The sequence below is a fragment of the Paraniabella aurantiaca genome (genome assembly GCF_050309965.1).
Taxonomy (GTDB): Bacteria; Bacteroidota; Bacteroidia; order Chitinophagales; family Chitinophagaceae; genus Niabella.
On record NZ_JBLOSY010000002.1, the window covers coordinates 1,107,130 to 1,124,386 of the forward strand.

Consider the following 17,257-nt stretch of genomic DNA (forward strand, 5'->3'; position numbering starts at 1 on the left):
AGGCCGTTCACTGGAACGACCTTTACTTATCGAAGGATAAATGAACAATGTAATTTTTAAATCAGGCAATGAACATTTCTGTTTATAGTTAAGGTGTCAAATATTAATTACAAAAGTAGCCTGTGATATCCAGGTGCCATTATCATCATAATATACCGTAATTGTTCTGTCCTGGCCGCAACCCGCTTCTGCTTTAAAGAATACACCAAATATGTTTTCTGCTGATGTAACTGGTGTGTAAGTAATAGGATTGCCATTAACAACAGTATAAAAAGCGCATCCATCTTCACTTACTACTTTAAATTTATTACCAACATTCAGGTTGTTATACTTAAAGTAAACTGATTTTGTATAAGGCGATGGAGGCGCAGGAGCTGCATGCACAGTAATGCCGGCAAAATTGCTTTCTTTTAAGTTGGTAACTTTAATTCTACTAACACCAGGGGCGCTCATATCTGATACCTCAGCGGGAATGTATGAAATAAAAGATAGAGACAGAACAAACAATAAGAGTAATAAAACATTCTTTTTCATTGTAATTTTTTTTTGAGAATTATAAAATTTGAGAGTTTAAATATTTGAATAGCTTTTTACGATTTCCTTATTCCCAACCATGGGGTTGTTGCAATTTTGGGTTTTGCGTTGTTTGTGATATCGGTATCGGGAAATAATAATATTTTGGAGCTACAAATGTTCTGGGTGCTAATCCGGTTACAATAGGTCCTCCGGTTTCTCCGTTCTCTAATGGAATGCTACCTGATTGGCCAAAAGTGCCTACTTTATAATAAACAAGTGTCACACCAAGCGAGTTTTTTATTCTTTGATCAACGGGAGGAATTGTAGCAGTTCTGCTTACTAAAATTATATCTGCAACATTGTCTCCTGTTAAATCATATTGGCCCAGTCCTGGGAAATACATTCCCTGTGGATACTTTTCAAATACCTTACCTCCATTCCAACGCATTAAGTCATCGTACCGTTTGCCTTCAAATGCAAACTCCACTCTTCTCTCTCTTCTGATTTCCAAAATAGCTCCTTTATTGGCGCCTGTTACATCAGAGAATTTATTCGCTAAAACCGGATCTGGGTTGGCATTTGCATTTGCAAGGTTGAGCCCGGGTATACCGGCTCTTGTTCTTAATAGATTAATGGACTTATCTATATCTGCCTGAGTGAGGCTGCCGAGTTCGGCACTGGCCTCAGCATAGGTAAGCAGCACTTCAGCGTATCGTAATTCCGGAACGTCTGCGCCGCCCCTTACGTTTGGATCAATGCTGTTTTGATAGCCTTTTTTCTGGTAATATCCTGTAAAACCCGTACTTAAAAGTGGTACCAGCGGAGTTGTGGCCGGCAGCCTTACAAATCCAGGAGTCATAAATGTTGCATAGATCCGTGGGTCTCGATTTTTAAATTCTTCTACGTATTGTTTTTTCTGGTAGTCGTCAGTACTGGTAAACCGTGAACCGTCTATCATTAAGTACTCTTGTACTAGGTCTCTTGAAGGAGATTGCTCAAAGTTGGCCGAAACAACACTGTTGATGTCAGAGCCCGCTTGTTTTGCTACATCATAAACTGTATTTAAAATCACTTCCTTGTTCGCGCTCAGGTCCTGGCTAACAAACAGGTCGCCATAATTAGGTGTCAACAAAAATTTTCCGGAAGTAATAATATCGTTAGCCTGAGTTTTTGCCAGCTCCAGAAAACGGTTGGCAGTATTCTGCAAATTTAATTCGGGATGGTATTTCCTGTAAGTGCCCTCATGTAATGCTAAACGGGCATACATTGTTTTAACTGCCCAAAGACCCGGTGTTCCTGCCGGCACGCTTTCTCTTACATTATTTACGGCATAGTCCAGATCTTTAAAAATGCTGTCTATAATGAGGCTTCTGGGATCACTGGCCTTATACAAACTTGCAGAGTCTGATGCTTCAATTACGTGGCTGTACCATGGAACATTTGAGTATACTTTCACTTTATCCATATAGAATAAAGCCCTGTAATATCTGGCCAGACCTGCATAATGATTTTTTACTTCTGCGGTGGTATTAGCGCCGGAATAGTTATCTAAGAAGTAATTAATATTTCTTAGAGTAGACCAGCCCCAAAAGCTGGGCGTATTGTCGGCAGATATATTACCAGCGAGCATATTTTTCATGCGCACATTTCCTGTTGTTGAATAATCATCTGTTGATTGCTCGTCACTGTTTACATAAATGCTTGTTCCTCTCTTACTCAACATGCCATTCACATATAGGCTTAAATCACTTTCTGTTTTAAAATAAAGTTGTGGCGAAATAACCGTTTGCGGGTATCGGTCTAAAAAGTCCTTTTTACAGGAAGCCGTTGCTATGATCAACAAACATAAGTATATATAATTTTTCATTTCTTTTGCTTTAAAATTTTTACGATCGATTACTAAAATGTAACATTTAAGCCTAAAGAATATTTTCTCTGGTAAGGGTAGGCCCAGCCGTATCCATCAACAATAGATTCAGGGTCGAGATACTTTTTGATTTTAGAAAATTCGGTAATGTTGTCGCCAGTAAAAAATAATCTCAACCGGTCTATTCCTATTTTCTTTGTTAACTGGTTTGGAAGTGTATACCCAACTGTTATGTTTTTAACCCGTAAATAGGATGCATTAAGTAAGTATTTCGATTGTGCCAGATCTAAACCATAATCTTTGCCTCCCTCGTGATAGTTATTGTCTGCCAGCCACGATTGTAATACCGGATAATAGGAGTTGAGATTTGCGTCAGCAAGTCCCGCGTTAATATAAGCTTGGGGATAGCCCGCTCTTTCTTCGGCAGAAGCAGCTTCAGGCCTGTAGAAGTCAAGTAACCAGGGGTACATGTTGGCGTATGGCTGCTGGTAAAGCCCCCAAAACAAATAATGTTGAGGATAATAATCCATTTTACCCACCCCTTGTAAAAAGACGGATAAATCAATATTGTTCCATGACATATCTACATTAAATGAATACCTATACCGGGCCTGGCTATTCCCAATTATTTTTAAGTCTTTCGGATCTTTATCGCTAAGCCCCTGGATGATTTTTTTATCTCCGTCCTGGTCAATATACTTCGGCCAGCCTGGTACAATTTCAAGGGCTCCCCAAGGAATAATTGCCGACTGATCCAGAGTGGCTATATCTGCCTTGTCTTTAAAAAAGCCATCACTTTCAAGACCCCATATTTCTCCAACTGTCTGTCCTTGTCTCCAGGCTGCTGAAAATAGTCCAAGTGGATTATCGTATTTCGTAATCTTACTCTTGCTGTCCCATAACTGGCCTTTTATTGTGTAAGAAAACGGTTTGTTAGCTACTGTAAAATTGTTATTATAGCTCGCTGTAAGCTCCCATCCATTTGTAGACATATCGGCAGCGTTTTGCTGGGGCGCACTGCTTCCCAGAACGGCCGGTAGTACCTTAGCGGGGCCAAGCATCCCGGTGGTCTTCCTTACGTAGTAGTCAAATGTAATATTCAGATGGTTTTTAAAAAGTCCTATGTCCGTTCCGAAATTGTTTGATATAACACTTTCCCATGTATAATTATTAGGATCGACTGACAGGTTAGGAGCTGAGGTAACAGGCGTTCGGTTGCCACCAATAAGGTAGCCGGAGGTTCCGATTGGCAGATTCTGCAAATAACCATAGTAGGCTACTGACTGATTACCCTGATTGGCATATGAAGCCCGCAATTTAAAATTAGGAATTATGTTATTTAAGTTATCCCAGAATTTTTCCTTGTTTACTACCCATGCTCCGGACACTCCCGGTGTGAACGCCCACCGGTTGTTGGAGGGGAACCTGGATGATCCATCCCGGCGCGCAATGAAATCGAGTATGTAGCGATCTTTGAACGAATAGTTTAAACGGCCAAAATAGCTGCGAATAGCATATTCATAATAGGAGCTGCCGAAACCAGACTGAGAGATGGAGGCCGATGTATTATCAACCGTTAGTGAAATGTAAGGCAGGTCTCTTGATATAAGCTGGTTTCTGCTGGCTGAGGTAGGGTCCCATTGATAGTTCTCCTGGTTGTAACCGGCAGTTAGGGCAAAGCTATGTTCTCCCCATTTTTTATGATAGTTCGCAAACAGATCGTAAATATCCTGAACAACAGTTCCGTTTACGGTAGAAATATAACCAGGAGTATTGACCTGTCGTACATCATTAGGGCCGTACCCCACTTCAAAGGGCAGGCTCGAGTAGTTGCCTTTCCATAGTTCCCTTTTGTTACTCATAGATCCAGTAATAACAAGGTCTTTATCAAAGAAGCTAAGAACACCTCTGAGGATATTATTAAATCCAAAGCGGGTTTCAAGATTTCTGCCACCATCAACCAATCCTCCCGCTAAAATACCGGCGCTGTTATTACCCCAGGTGCCATCCGGATTTTTAGGTACGTTAACAGGCTGGGTGTAGTAAACATCTGTTACATTATAGGTCGGTAAATCTTTTTTCAACTGGTAAATGGTCATGTTGTCTTCGATTTTCAACCACGACAATGGATTGATGCCTATATTGCCTCTAAAGCCGCTCCTGGTCCAGTCATTCTTTGTTATTTTAATAAGACCATTTTCTTTCGTATAATCGGCAGATAACAGGTAGGTGATGGGCATTTTCCCAGAAGACGACCCGCTAAAAGCAAGATTTTGATAATGAGAGAAATTACTTTTGCTAAAGAAGTAATCGTTAAAGTTGTTACTCCCCATATAGGCCCACTGTGTCGGATCGTCGGGATTGGGCCTGACATCTTCTACCGATGGGTCGTCGGAACGCTGCTTTGCCCATTCCTGCTCCCAGGGAAAGAAGGTGCCATAGGAGTTGTCATTCCATGGAGAATTTTCGAGGGCTATACGCCTTAGCTTTTTATAAATGTAAGGGTCGGTAATCGGGTCGGGCATCACCGTTCTTTTGGACAAAGCAAAGTAGTTATTGTATGATATAGTTTGACGTCCTCCCAGTTTACCTTTTTTAGTTTCTATCATTAAAACTCCGAATGCCGCACGGGCTCCATAAATAGCAGCTGTTCCGCCATCTCTTAACGTCGTAATTGATTCTATATCGGTTGGATTTAATCTCAACATATCATCTATCTGTGATGCTATTCCGTCGATCAGTATCAATGGCGATCCGCCGCCTCCATTAATGGATCCCATTCCTCTGATATTAATATTAGGAGTGGCTCCCGGCGAACCGCCGGCATAAGAAATATTGAGTCCTGCACTTAGTCCCTGTAGTCCTTGCAAAACATTGGCAACAGGGCGGTCGGAAATTTTCTTGCCTGCAATCTGATCTACAGCCCCCGCTACGTTTGTCCGTTTACGGGTACCATAACCTACAACCACCACTTCGTCCAATCCCTGCTCATTTTTTTTAAGTACGATGTTTATAGGTCCGGAGATGTCGGTTTCAACATCCTGGGTTGTATAACCAATTGCTGAAACGGTTAACAGGTCTTTTGAATTTACAGACACGGTAAAAGCTCCTGAAGCATCGGCCTGTACAGTAATGCTGGTTCCTTTCACAGAAATTGTGGCCCCTGGTATTGAAGCCCCTGTTTCATCTTTTACGTTGCCGGTTATTTGCCTGGTTTGCGCAATAACCGATGTAACCGCAAATAAGAAAAACAGCAGAATAGGTAGTTTGAATTTACTCATTGCAATTGTTTTTTAACTAATAAATGATATAGCGAGAGATATAATTTGTTTTTAAAGCCTTGATTATTTGAAGCACAAACAAAAATTACAAAACATATACCGGCATGCACTGACACAACAGGAGAATACAGTATGAGATAAAATGATATTCTGCTATTTGCTAATACAAATTTAAATTGAATGTTTATTCAATTTAAATTAAGACTGTTTTTTGCGCAAACGTTTGCATCGCTTTCTTCGGGTTTACTTCAATAGCTAGTGTGGACTTAAAATGATTCCTCATAATGTTTTTATGCTTTGAAATGATCGGAAAAAATGATTAATAGTTCTTTAAATAGACCAATTAAACTCCTGATAATCGAACGATAATATTAAATTAAAAGGGGTCTAATTCGCAGTTCAGGATACCAAAGATACGTAGTGGCATATTGATAAATCAATTAATTGAATGAATATTCAATTAATTTAATATTATTTTTTTGTTACCTCCAGGGGAGGAGTTAGTATCCGGACCAACCGGCCTGTCAGCATAGTCAAAAGACTTTTTAAATGTGTATAATTCTGGGACGTCTTAGTTATTTTATTAGTTTTAGGCAGCGGCATTCTGGGAATAATTCATAAGCACTATATAGTAGTAATAAATTACTATTTAGTAACTCTTGATAAGAATAATTATTCATTTCATGTTGCGAGAGGATCTTCAAGCGAGTTCGTTGGTTAAATTTAAAGTATCTTAATTCTATGTTTATTGGGAATTTAATAGCAGATGTTTAATTGAATTGAAGACTAAGGTGTAAGACTGGATTGGTCATGCTTTAGTTTGTTGATAGTAAGGGATTGGTCGTAGAAGCGAGTGCAGACTTAATAAATAGTATTTGTAATTGATGAGCTAAGAAGCTTAAAAAAAGTAATAGCGAGTTTTGTTTAGGTTTTGTATTTAAATGACTCCAATCATATAAAAAAATTTAAGGTACTGTTTGTGATGATTCAAAAACCAAGAGTCTGTCGACTCTGTTGCTATTTTTTTGTTTTCTTAAGTACGACGGTTAGAGTTCAATTTATAGGTTGTATTACAACACACCATTGGATTTAGGCACATTATCCAGTCCAGCCATTATATATGATTCTATAGTATAGGCTGGCAGGTCCTCGGCCAGAACCATATCGCCTTTATTTGGGTACCGCTGTTAATCAGGATAATGTCGGCGAGAATGTGACAAGTGATTACAATGAAAAAAGCGATTATTCTTCCAGCTATGTAGTTGAGTTTAGTCGTAGTGATCATTTCTCGCAAAAAAATAGGGAGTCTCTGAGTTATAAAAATCGTACTGATAGTTATGTGAGAATTGACAGGTAGATAAAGATGGTGTAAACGCCCATTCCAGAGTTGTGAAAACTGTCTCGAAATAATAGAATTATGATACACTCTCAATCTAATTGAAGGGGACATGAATTTTTATTCAGAATAATCCTAATTGATTAACAAGATACATGTTATGTTTCTGGAAATTATTTTACCTTAATATGGCCGTTTATAATGTACGTCGTTTGAGAGAATTTTTAGTATTTCCTACTGGCAAAACGGCCGACGAAATCGCTACAAACAGAGCATGAGATACAAAATATGAAAGTGTATCAAAATCCTGGCTATGTCTCGATAAAGCACTATGCTTCATTCTTGCTTACTATGATACTATTTAAAGCAGAATGTGTGATTCCTTTAAAAGCTCTGCAAACAAATTTTCATGTGTTTTAAAAGCAGGAAATTCGATGTGATTAACATCCTTAGCTTCTTTTGTTACTCACTATCAAGAGAAGATAATTTGATGTATTGAGGCGTATAGACAATCTTGCTAATAGAATTGATGGAGATTTTCGAATAGCCTTTTGATAACTGAAACAGTTCCTTTTGGAGTGTTTTTTATTGCACACTAGTAGTAAGACCAGCTTTTGTACTTCGATTTCTCACGCAAATGCAAAATCCCGCGCCGTTAGTGATAACCCTAAAGTACAACCGTGGCGGCATCAACAGACGGACAAAATAGACGGACCAACTCATCCACCCCGGAACAATTTGACGCTACTAAATGCTATTGGGAGTATCTATTTCTCAATTTGAATAGAATAAAATCAATGCTGACAAAATGTTCCATATCAGTAAATCCTATGACAGCCGAGTTCGGTATGAGTGACTGTAAAGCAAAACCCGTACAATACTTTGTGTTAACTTATTTTAGGATGAGGCAGTCAATAAATTAAAAAAAAGAGATTGAAATTTGAAATATCCTCTGTTTTATCTCTTTCTGTATAAACAAAATGTGTAACAGGTTAAATAACCAATTATCAGTTGCTTAAAGTTTATTTTCAATAATGATTTATTGCTATTTTACCGATAAGATATGGGAATTTAATATCAAAAAAGGTATTATTATTTTTGAATGATGTTCTTTTGATCATCTTTATTTTAAGAGTTAGATAAGGAAGATATCTTGAACAGATTTTGAATTCAAGCTTGGACAACATTTTTAATTTATAAATCGTTCAAAGATTTTGTTTAGAAGGTAGATGCGAACTCCTGACCTTTCCAGGTCGGGTTTCTCGCTCTTTTAAATGCGGAAAATAATTTCATATTTCAAAAAATCCAAAGAGTATTTTTTAGAGAATGAAGAAGTTGAAGAGCTATTTAAATGGATTTTCGAAGATTTTATATGGCAAGCAATCGTTAGGGGTCAGCTCGTTTCCACGGAAGGACCTTTTTTCTTTTTAGCTATTGTGTCAAAGTTGAACCCGCTACCGGAGCTCTAAATATTATATCGTTCATTTCTGAATGAAATTTATTGTTCTTCGCCCTGATATCAGTTAGCGAATTGCGGGTATCGTGGTATAGGTACAAAACTAGTGCAACCCATAACTGATGTTTTTCATTTTTAAACTCTGAAGAAATACTTCTATCGGGATAATGAGCCCTATCCTTGAAAAATGAATTTTATCGGATTGGTAGGCGGAAATGCGGGTAAGGAATTTACTACTGTCAGGTTTAGCTTTGAAGTAAGAAACTTTTCTTGACAAGGAGCTTAAGATAGTTGACGGCTATTTAGAAATACCTGTACTTAATCGTTTAGTGGAGGGGATGTGAATCGAAATAAACAATTCTAAATTAAGCAATCCGAAAGAAGGGTAGTAAATTAGGAAGCAACTCTTTTAAAGATGATGTTTATCTAACTGAGCATATTCAGAAGGACTGATGCCGAACTGCTGTTTAAAGCTTTTACTAAACCGGGCTCCGGAACTGTATCCTACCATCATTGCAATTTCATTCATCATGTAGCTACGCTTAGCAATAAGTTCTGCTGCTTTTTTTAACCGGGTTAGACTGATTAATTCATGGGGCGTTAAATCTAATGTCGATTGTATCTTACGGTATAGAGAAGACTTGCTCATAGCCATTTTACTGGAAAGGAATTCAACATCCAGTACAGGATTGTTGATGTGGTATTCAATTACAGTGTTGAGTTGATTAAGGAAATTTTCATCGGTTGTTGATTGTGCGACACTGATAAGTTTAGTAACCGGCTGCTTTGAAAAGTGCTCTTTTATTTTTTTTCGATTGTTCAGGAGGCTATCCACCTGCGCTCCTAAATATTCAGGGTTAAAGGGTTTTTCTATGTAAACGTCGGCGCCATTATTCAGTCCTTCAATTTTATCTTGTATAGCATTTCTTGCTGTAAGCAAAATGACAGGAATATGGCTGTGACCAATATCAGACTTTATAGTATCGCACAGTTCAAAACCATTTATACCGGACATCATTACATCGCTGATGACCAACGAAACATTGCTTTGCTCCAGTATGGAAAGTGCAGTTTCCGCATCATTGGCCGTCAGTATTTTATATTTATCTTCAAGCGTATCAGATAATAGTTCGATAAAGTCTTCTTCATCATCAACCAAAAGAACTGTCGGTTGTAGCATGTCGGGTATTAGTTAGAATAATTTGTTTTGTTTATAATCAGGCACTGGTAGTTTGAGGATAAATATATTAAATTTCTCTGTTACTTCTAAACAAATACTGCCTTCGTGTAGGGTGGCAAGGGTTTTTACCATCGCCAAACCAATTCCCGACCCTGTTATTTTTTTATCTTTAGGCAGTCGGGCAAAAGGTTCAAATATGGTTTCCCTGCTCTCTGATGGAATAAGGTTGCCGTCGTTGCTAATAGCTATTTTTAACTCCTTTTGAGTGTGATCAGTATATGAGATCTGTATTTTTACCTGCTGCTGGGCGTATTTTATAGCATTGTCCCATAAATTAGTAATGATTTTGGTGAGTGCTTCCCTGTCGCCATAAATATGGGTTACGTTGTCGTCTATTTGAATATCGAAAGCAATTTTTTTATCTTTGATGGAAGGTTCAAAAACAAAATAGAAGTCATCGAGAAATGGCCGCATTGGAAAGTAGGATGGCAGAATTTCAAATTGTGCCGCCCGTGCCTTTTGGAGCTCGAGTAATTGATTAATGAGTTCAAGCAGTCTGTTTACATTTTTTCCCATTATATTAAGGTACTTTTGCGTGCGAGGAAGTTGTTTGCTATCTGTCACCGCCATATCCAATGGAACTTTTAAAAGCGCAACCGGCGCGCGAAGCTCGTGTACTACGTTGTTGAAAAATATTGTTTTTGAAGCATATACTTCTTTTTCCTTCTGCATTTCATATACCTGTATAGCCCTTTTATGTTTGGTTATCAATCTTTTATTATACTGCCAAACGACCAGCAACAACACACCGGCTAGTAACAGCGTATAAACAATATATGCGTATGTGGTTTTCCAGAAGGGAGGCAGAATGTTGATCTTTAATACCTTTTCATTATTTTGCCAGATACCACTGCTGTTGGTGGAACGAACTTTAAATAAGTAGTTGCCGGGCGGCAAACCGGTAAAATATATAGTGCGGTTATTTTTAATTACGTTCCAATTATCATCAAGGCCTTCCATAAAATATGCGTATTCGATATTGTTTGGAGCTCTGTAATTTAATGCGGCAAAGTCTATATTAAAAGACGATTGTTCGTGACTTAGCGTTATTGTATCAGTAAATAAAATGGATTTTTTTAATGCGTCATTTTGCTTACCGATTGACAAAGGAATATTAAATACTGAAAAATTAGTGATATAAACCGGAGGCGCGTAAATATCCTTATATATGGTTGCAGGATTAAACCGGATCATACCGTTTAATGTCCCCAGATATATATATCCGTCTTTGGCCTTATAAGAAGACCCAAATACAAAATGGCCGCCCTGTATTCTGTTCGCCTCATTGTAGACAGTGATGCTTTTCGATTGTTTATCCAAGCGGGCTAATCCTTTGGGAGTTGTAATCCATATATTTCCCAGCTCGTCTTCGGTTATTGAATTAATGATATTAGCTGGAAGTCCTCTTGCTGTGGTATATTTTTTGACCTTGTTGGTTGATAGGTTAATTTGAAATAGGCCGTTACGTGTGCTTACCCATAATGAAAGATCTATGCTTTGAAAAATTAGAATAGAAGGATTGCTACTAAGCAGGTCTTTTTTCCCCTCCATTACTTTTAAGCGCCCGTTTAAATTTTTTAAAGGATTGTAAAAATATACTCCTTTAGATGTTGCTGCCCATATAGTATGGTCTGGAGTTTCCAGGAAGTTGTAGCATATAATATTCTGAGGAAAGTATACGGGTCTTTCGAATCGATTATTATCCTTGCTAAATTTATAGATTCCATTTGCAGTACCTATCCACACTGTGTTGTCGGATGCCTGAAAAAAATCGAGGGGTATATTGCTTTTCAGATCAAATGCTCCGGAACCAGCCGAAATATGTCTTATAACTTTTTCGGTTTCGATATCCAGTATGTCAATTCCCAGTCTTGATGTACCAATCCAGAGATGATTATCATCCGCCAGAAGTCCATGTATGGTTTGGCTGGCAATTTTTCTTTTATGACCAGAAGGGGAAAAGTTAACGAACTGCCGCGTTTCGGGAATAAATTTATTTAGGCCTCCGTCTTCCATCGCAAGCCAAATATGCCCTTTATAATCTCCAGTTATATTTCTGATAATATTGCCTTTCATAGAATGCGCTCCGGATCCTGGGAAATAGTTCTCAAAAACTTGATTGTTTGGAGCATAATAATTCACTCCTCCGAAATAAGTGTTGATCCATAATCCTCCTTCTTTATCTTTAAAAAAAGCCTGCACGGTATTGTCCGAAAGAGAATAGGGATTGGTATTATCTTTGCGCAGGTGATATAAAAGTATCCCATTATTATCTACAATGTAAATGCCATTATCTGTGGCCACCCAAATTTCGTTTTGCTTCATCTTTATAAAATCCAGAACAAGCACTCCCTTGCGCTCATTATTATAAACGGGGAGACCTTTTATCATCATGGTTTCAGGGGTAAATTGTTTGGCACCCTGGCGCGAACCTACCAGCAGGTCCCCATTCCCATTGTCGTATATCTTTTCAACCCGTCGGTTCGTTTCTGGGTGTGTTTCCGAGAATATTTTGTAAAACGAAAAGACACTGTCTTTGGATTGCCAATAACCTATTTCACCAGATTCGGTTCCCACCCATACTAGCCCTTCTTTTGTAAGGGCAAGAGTTGTAAACAACAAATTCTGACGATTGTCCAACTGTTGTCCCTTTTTTGTTTTGAAGGGGCAGATATAGATGCGGTTATTAACAGAAACCCAGATGGTTCCATTTAAGTCTTCTATCATACCCATAATGATGCCATCGGGAATATTTTTTACTTGTTGAAAGCTCTCGGTATGAGAGTTGAAAATAAATATTCCTTTATTAGTAGCTATCCACAATTCTCCAATTTTGCTTTCTAGTAATTTGAAAACTATATAATTATCATCCTCTTTAGATTCCTTGTCGAAGTTTCTGAAAATTTTATAGTTATAGCCGTCAAAACGATTGAGTCCATCCGATGTCGCTATCCAGATAAACCCATTTTTATCCTGTAATGTTGCAAAAGTGCAGTAGCTGCTTAAGCCTCCTTCGGTATTGATATGTGTGAAGGCCTGTTGTGCATTTGCCGAACGCGTAATTAATAGAAAAAACACCCAAATTATAAAAACAGAAAAACGCATAATGATTGCCGGTTAATTTTGAGTATGCTGCGAAGATATTACATACATATAACTAACCCGGCAATTTAAGACAGAAGTAATGACGCAAAATGACAAAAAGTTGAATCAAAAGGGATATTGCTTGTTATAATCATAACATAATTTCATGATTATGTGAATAAGATGGACAGCTTTCAAAATTGATAAAGTAATGTATATGTAATCTTTGTTTGGATGATGTTTTCTGTTAAATGTAGCAAATCAGCTTCGGGCTGTATAATCATTTTATTAGTAAAGCACAGGTTGGTTTCCCGGAAATCTATACCTATAAATTACTGTTGGATAGGTCAGAAGTGCTTTCGAAGCGGTAGCACTTATATTTATACAATAGCGGTCCTGATAGCTTGGTTACCAGGACATACTCAATCTATAAAAACTTAAATGCTAATAGTTGCATTGTCTGTCTGCAAATAGGGCTATATGGGTAAAAATGATGATGTGCCTTTTCGAGAAAAATTATTTAAAAGGCTCAAACAGCCCGAAATAGTCTCAATGTCAACTGCAATAGAGGCAGTTATGCAAGTGATTAAAGAAAACGGTAAAACAAACTGGTATATCATGAACGCTGACATAGTAAATATGTTAGGTATAACTGGTCATGATGTGATTTATGTTTTTGGAACCGCAAATATTCCTACAATAGTATTAAAAGATAGATCAGTAATCTTTATTGTGCAAAGGAATCCGATATCAAAAGATATTATACCTTACCTGCAATTGCTGGATCTTACCCTTCTTTTTAGAAAAATTTCTAAAAAAAATCTGAAGGAAGCTCTAGCTAAGTACCGCGAAGTGATCGCGAATCTTTCTGGTGAAGAAAAGAAACTGTTAGTCAAGCTTGCCCGTAAATATACTCCCTTTACAAGAAGTGCCCTGGCGTTAATACTCGGTTCGCTGGATGAGATAAGGTTATCAAGTAAACTGTCAGAGTCGTTAAATCCTGAGATTATTAAAAAATATAGGGAAAAACTAATGTTCGCGTTTTAGGGTTTTTAGCCTGCTTTGGTTGGGCCATTTTACGTGGCAGGTCCGTTTCTCCCTCTCAGCAGTCCTCTACCAACCTTTTATTCTCCTCATGTTTAATATTACACTATTGATCGCGAATCTATTTTGACAGGCTGCCACAGTTTTAAAGTTCGTTAACGCTACCGTGCTGAAAAACAAAAAATATTTTGTGATTTCATGAATGATCGTACTCGTGACAGAAAATGACAAAGATCTGAATCAAAAGAGATATCCGTTGTAATGAATTTGACATTTCTTTATACCGGTGTTATTTAAAGGTTAAATCGTGCAATTATAACACAAAACTGCTTGGGATATTTTCCTGTATGCTTAACAGAATAGAGTGGTTCAGCATTGAACAAATTACTACTGCTGAAATTGTTGTGGTCAATGGCCGATGGCTGTTTTTATTGGAAAGGTCATGGCAATTAGGATAAGTAAACAAAATCTTTAACTCGATGAGAATAGTTTTTGGCTTGAATGGGTTTCGAAAGCTTTTATTATTGTTGGTTTTTTTCGCATATAGCTTGTTGACATATGCACAAAATGTATCAGATACTTCTGAGCAGACATCTGATAGCAGCATGCTGGTAAGGCCTGCCAATGGAGTCAACATCACCGGACCAGTGTCTGACAGAGATACTTTTTCAATTAATAAAATCCGGTTGGAGCTGGTGAACAAGCAACCTTATATTTCCCTTCAGCAAATGCTTAAAGGAAATGCAGCTGGTGTTTATATACAGGAGCCAACGGGAGAGCCGGGTACCATTCAAAATATGTTTATACATGGGTTATCGGCTCCCTTGTTAAATAAAAAGTATTTATATGATCAGCAACCGGCGGTTTATGTAAACGGACTTCCCTTGTTAGTCGATAATCCTTTTGCTTATGATATTCAGAAGTATGACTTCAATCGTATAGGCCCGGCCACAAACCTCATGTCCATCATTAATCCGGATAATATTGAGTCCATCGAAGTACTGAAAGATCCTTTGGCCCTGGCATCTCTGGGACCAATAGCTTCTAACGGAGCTATTTGGATAAAAACCCGCCAGGCATCTCGCTTCGACCTGTCTGTTAATTCTTATTATGGTATCGTTCCGGCACACAAGGTGACCTCTTTAAATGCCAGCTATGAAAATGAGTTTAGAAAGAAGTTTTATGAAAAGTATGGGACAGTTACAGATATGCTTAATTATCCGCAATACCTGAGAGATTCAACTAATAATGATTATTACGGAGCTGCCAACTGGACGGATGAATATTACAAAACAGCTGCCTTGTATAATGCGGATTTTGGTCTTAGTGCAGGAACGAAAAGAGCGAATTTCAGATTTTTTGGAAATGTAGTGAAAAACACGAATAGCGCAGATAATACCTCTCTTTCGAAATATGGCGCCAGCTTTATGCTGAATGTGGCACCTGTGAAGTGGTTGATGATTTCAAGCATGATATCTTATAACAGGCTCGATAGGCAACGAAACCGAAGTGTGAGGGATCGTTTAGCTGAGCAACGGTATATCCCCGATCTTACCAATCCGCTAACGCCTAATAAAAGACTCTATAGTACTTATCTCTCTCAATTCGATAAAACGATAACTATTGATGATAATATTAATAATGCGCTTCAGGGATACCTTGCAGTAGAGGCCGATGTTAAAGGATTTCATTATACAGGAAGACTGGGTTTTGACTACAATGAGGGAATGAGAGATGTTTTTTGGCCAAGCAGCCTTTTGGAAACCAACAATTTCGCATCTTCCTACTTTGGCTACAATCAACGGCTTATTACGAATCACTCATTAGATTACACTTTCAAATTCAATCAAAACGAACGGCTCAGGTTAGGTATTACGCAGGGTTTTAATAACGACATGTTGCGTTATAATTATGCGTACGCTTATAATACACCCAACGATTTTATTAAATCAGTTATTGTAAATGGTACCCGGGGGGCGGGTGATTATTTAAGCACTAATGGTGTTGTAGTACACTACTTTCCCAGCAAAATGAAGACGTCATTGCTATCCTTTGGCGGTAACATGGCTTATGAGCTTAGTGATATTTTGACAGTTAATGCTCTGATCAGAAGAGACGGGTCTTCCACAATGCCGGTTAATAACAAGTGGTTTACTGGTTTTGGCGCCGGTGCTGAGTGGAATGTAAAGCGGCATCTGATGAACGATTCGGAACTATTTTCAACATTAGGGTTCAACGGTGGGTGGTCGAGATTGGGCAAAACATTTTCCGATGACAGGTTCCAGGCTGGCCCGCAGTACAGGGTCGATCTCGGTTGGGGCAATGAGCCTACCCTGGGTTCTTACGCCGGCATCCCTGGTGTTTCAAGGCCCTACACAACTGGTTGGGTGGGGTATGATATTCCCTGGACCTATGTAGATAAGTTCCAGTTGGGAGTACGTATGGGATTTGCAGCAAACAGGCTGAAGGTAGGAGTAGATGTTTATAATAAGGACGATAAAAATGGTTTATTTCCTATACCCGTCGCGTCAGAGTGGGGCTTTGCAAATGCCTATAAATCCGGTTTACATGTAAACAATAAAGGAATCGATGTATCGGTAGATGCAAATCTGCTCACAGATAATAGCAGGTCTTTGCGTTGGGATATTAATCTAAACACCAACTATAATAAAAATATTCTAAAAACATTGCCTGACGGTTTTGATGAGATAATCATGGGCAATTATAAATTAAAAGTAGGCGCACCGGTAGACCAGTTTTGGGTGTTGCAGAATACCGGTATCTATAACAGCTCAAGTGAGATACCATCTGGCCTCACCGTAAAAGGTGTTCCTGTGGTAGCAGGAGATGCCAGGTGGCTGGACGTAAATAACGATAACACTATCGACAATAAAGACAAAGTGCTGGAAGGAAATTATATGCCGAAGGTTACAGGTGGTTTGGGAAGCTCTCTGTTTTTTCGGTCATTCACATTCGATTTTCAATTTTATTATGCACTGGGCCATCAGGCATTGAACTCTTATGCATCTAACCGGTTGGATTTTATTAATACCGAGGCTGTTCAAACGATCAATTCAGTAAAGGAGATTACTTATTGGGAAAAGAAGCAAGACCTGGATATGTATCCCGTTTACAATCCATGGAGCAATACATCTCCTTATCGGGTTGACCAGGATCTGTTTCTCGAGAATCTGTCATTTCTGAAGTTAAGATCCATTTCTTTAGGTTATGACTTTTCTCGAATAGCAGGTAAAAAAGCCTCATTTAAAAGAAGCCTTTTATACATAACCGGAACGAACCTTTTAACGCTGGCAAAATTCAAAGGTGATGATCCGGAGCTGGTAAATTATAACGGCTATTACCGAGGAGAGGGGTTGTCTTTGTCGAGGTCTGTGGTAGTGGGTTTTAAACTCGATTTCTAAGCAATAGTAAA

7 protein-coding genes are annotated in these 17,257 nt (G+C 38.4%); 2 read left to right on the forward strand and 5 right to left on the reverse strand.

Annotated elements, in window-relative coordinates:
• Positions 1-96 precede the first annotated feature (96 nt).
• The 5 genes from ACLOAU_RS19050 to ACLOAU_RS19070 all read right to left on the reverse strand — a co-directional run bounded on the left by ACLOAU_RS19050 (position 97) and on the right by ACLOAU_RS19070 (position 12,801).
• Positions 97-534: a hypothetical protein gene (locus ACLOAU_RS19050; RefSeq protein ID WP_427860336.1), complete on the reverse strand. Its 438-nt coding sequence runs from the start codon at positions 532-534 to the stop codon at positions 97-99.
• Positions 535-601: 67 nt separating this feature from the next.
• Entirely contained in the window at positions 602-2,383 is a 1,782-nt protein-coding gene (locus ACLOAU_RS19055) for a RagB/SusD family nutrient uptake outer membrane protein (RefSeq protein ID WP_427860337.1), read from the reverse strand.
• 32 nt (positions 2,384-2,415) lie between these two features.
• Positions 2,416-5,664 carry a SusC/RagA family TonB-linked outer membrane protein gene (locus ACLOAU_RS19060; RefSeq protein ID WP_427863498.1) on the reverse strand — a complete coding sequence of 1,083 codons (3,249 nt, stop codon included), beginning with the start codon at positions 5,662-5,664 and terminating at the stop codon, positions 2,416-2,418.
• Between the two features lie 3,201 nt (positions 5,665-8,865).
• Positions 8,866-9,636 carry a response regulator transcription factor gene (locus tag ACLOAU_RS19065; RefSeq protein WP_427863499.1) on the reverse strand — a complete coding sequence of 257 codons (771 nt, stop codon included), beginning with the start codon at positions 9,634-9,636 and terminating at the stop codon, positions 8,866-8,868.
• Positions 9,637-9,648: 12 nt separating this feature from the next.
• Positions 9,649-12,801: a ligand-binding sensor domain-containing protein gene (locus tag ACLOAU_RS19070; protein ID WP_427863500.1), complete on the reverse strand. Its 3,153-nt coding sequence runs from the start codon at positions 12,799-12,801 to the stop codon at positions 9,649-9,651.
• Positions 12,802-13,260: 459 nt separating this feature from the next.
• Here ACLOAU_RS19070 and ACLOAU_RS19075 point away from each other — a divergent pair, with 459 nt between their 5' ends.
• Together ACLOAU_RS19075 and ACLOAU_RS19080 are read left to right on the forward strand one after the other, a co-directional pair.
• Positions 13,261-13,827 (forward strand): hypothetical protein, encoded by a 567-nt coding sequence (locus ACLOAU_RS19075; protein WP_427863501.1) that lies wholly within the window; start codon positions 13,261-13,263, stop codon positions 13,825-13,827.
• 476 nt (positions 13,828-14,303) lie between these two features.
• On the forward strand, positions 14,304-17,246 hold the full coding sequence (locus ACLOAU_RS19080) for a TonB-dependent receptor plug domain-containing protein (protein WP_427863502.1): 2,943 nt from the start codon (positions 14,304-14,306) through the stop codon (positions 17,244-17,246).
• The last annotated feature ends 11 nt before the right edge of the window (positions 17,247-17,257 follow it).

Excerpts from the sequence above, each read along its gene's own strand:
- ACLOAU_RS19065 (WP_427863499.1), bottom strand. The coding sequence starts at position 9,636 with ATGCTACAACCGACAGTTCTTTTGGTTGATGATGAAGAAGACTTTATC.
- ACLOAU_RS19055 (WP_427860337.1), bottom strand. The coding sequence starts at position 2,383 with ATGAAAAATTATATATACTTATGTTTGTTGATCATAGCAACGGCTTCC.
- ACLOAU_RS19050 (WP_427860336.1), bottom strand. The coding sequence starts at position 534 with ATGAAAAAGAATGTTTTATTACTCTTATTGTTTGTTCTGTCTCTATCT.
- ACLOAU_RS19080 (WP_427863502.1), top strand. The coding sequence starts at position 14,304 with ATGAGAATAGTTTTTGGCTTGAATGGGTTTCGAAAGCTTTTATTATTG.
- ACLOAU_RS19075 (WP_427863501.1), top strand. The coding sequence starts at position 13,261 with ATGGGTAAAAATGATGATGTGCCTTTTCGAGAAAAATTATTTAAAAGG.
- ACLOAU_RS19070 (WP_427863500.1), bottom strand. The coding sequence starts at position 12,801 with ATGCGTTTTTCTGTTTTTATAATTTGGGTGTTTTTTCTATTAATTACG.
- ACLOAU_RS19060 (WP_427863498.1), bottom strand. The coding sequence starts at position 5,664 with ATGAGTAAATTCAAACTACCTATTCTGCTGTTTTTCTTATTTGCGGTT.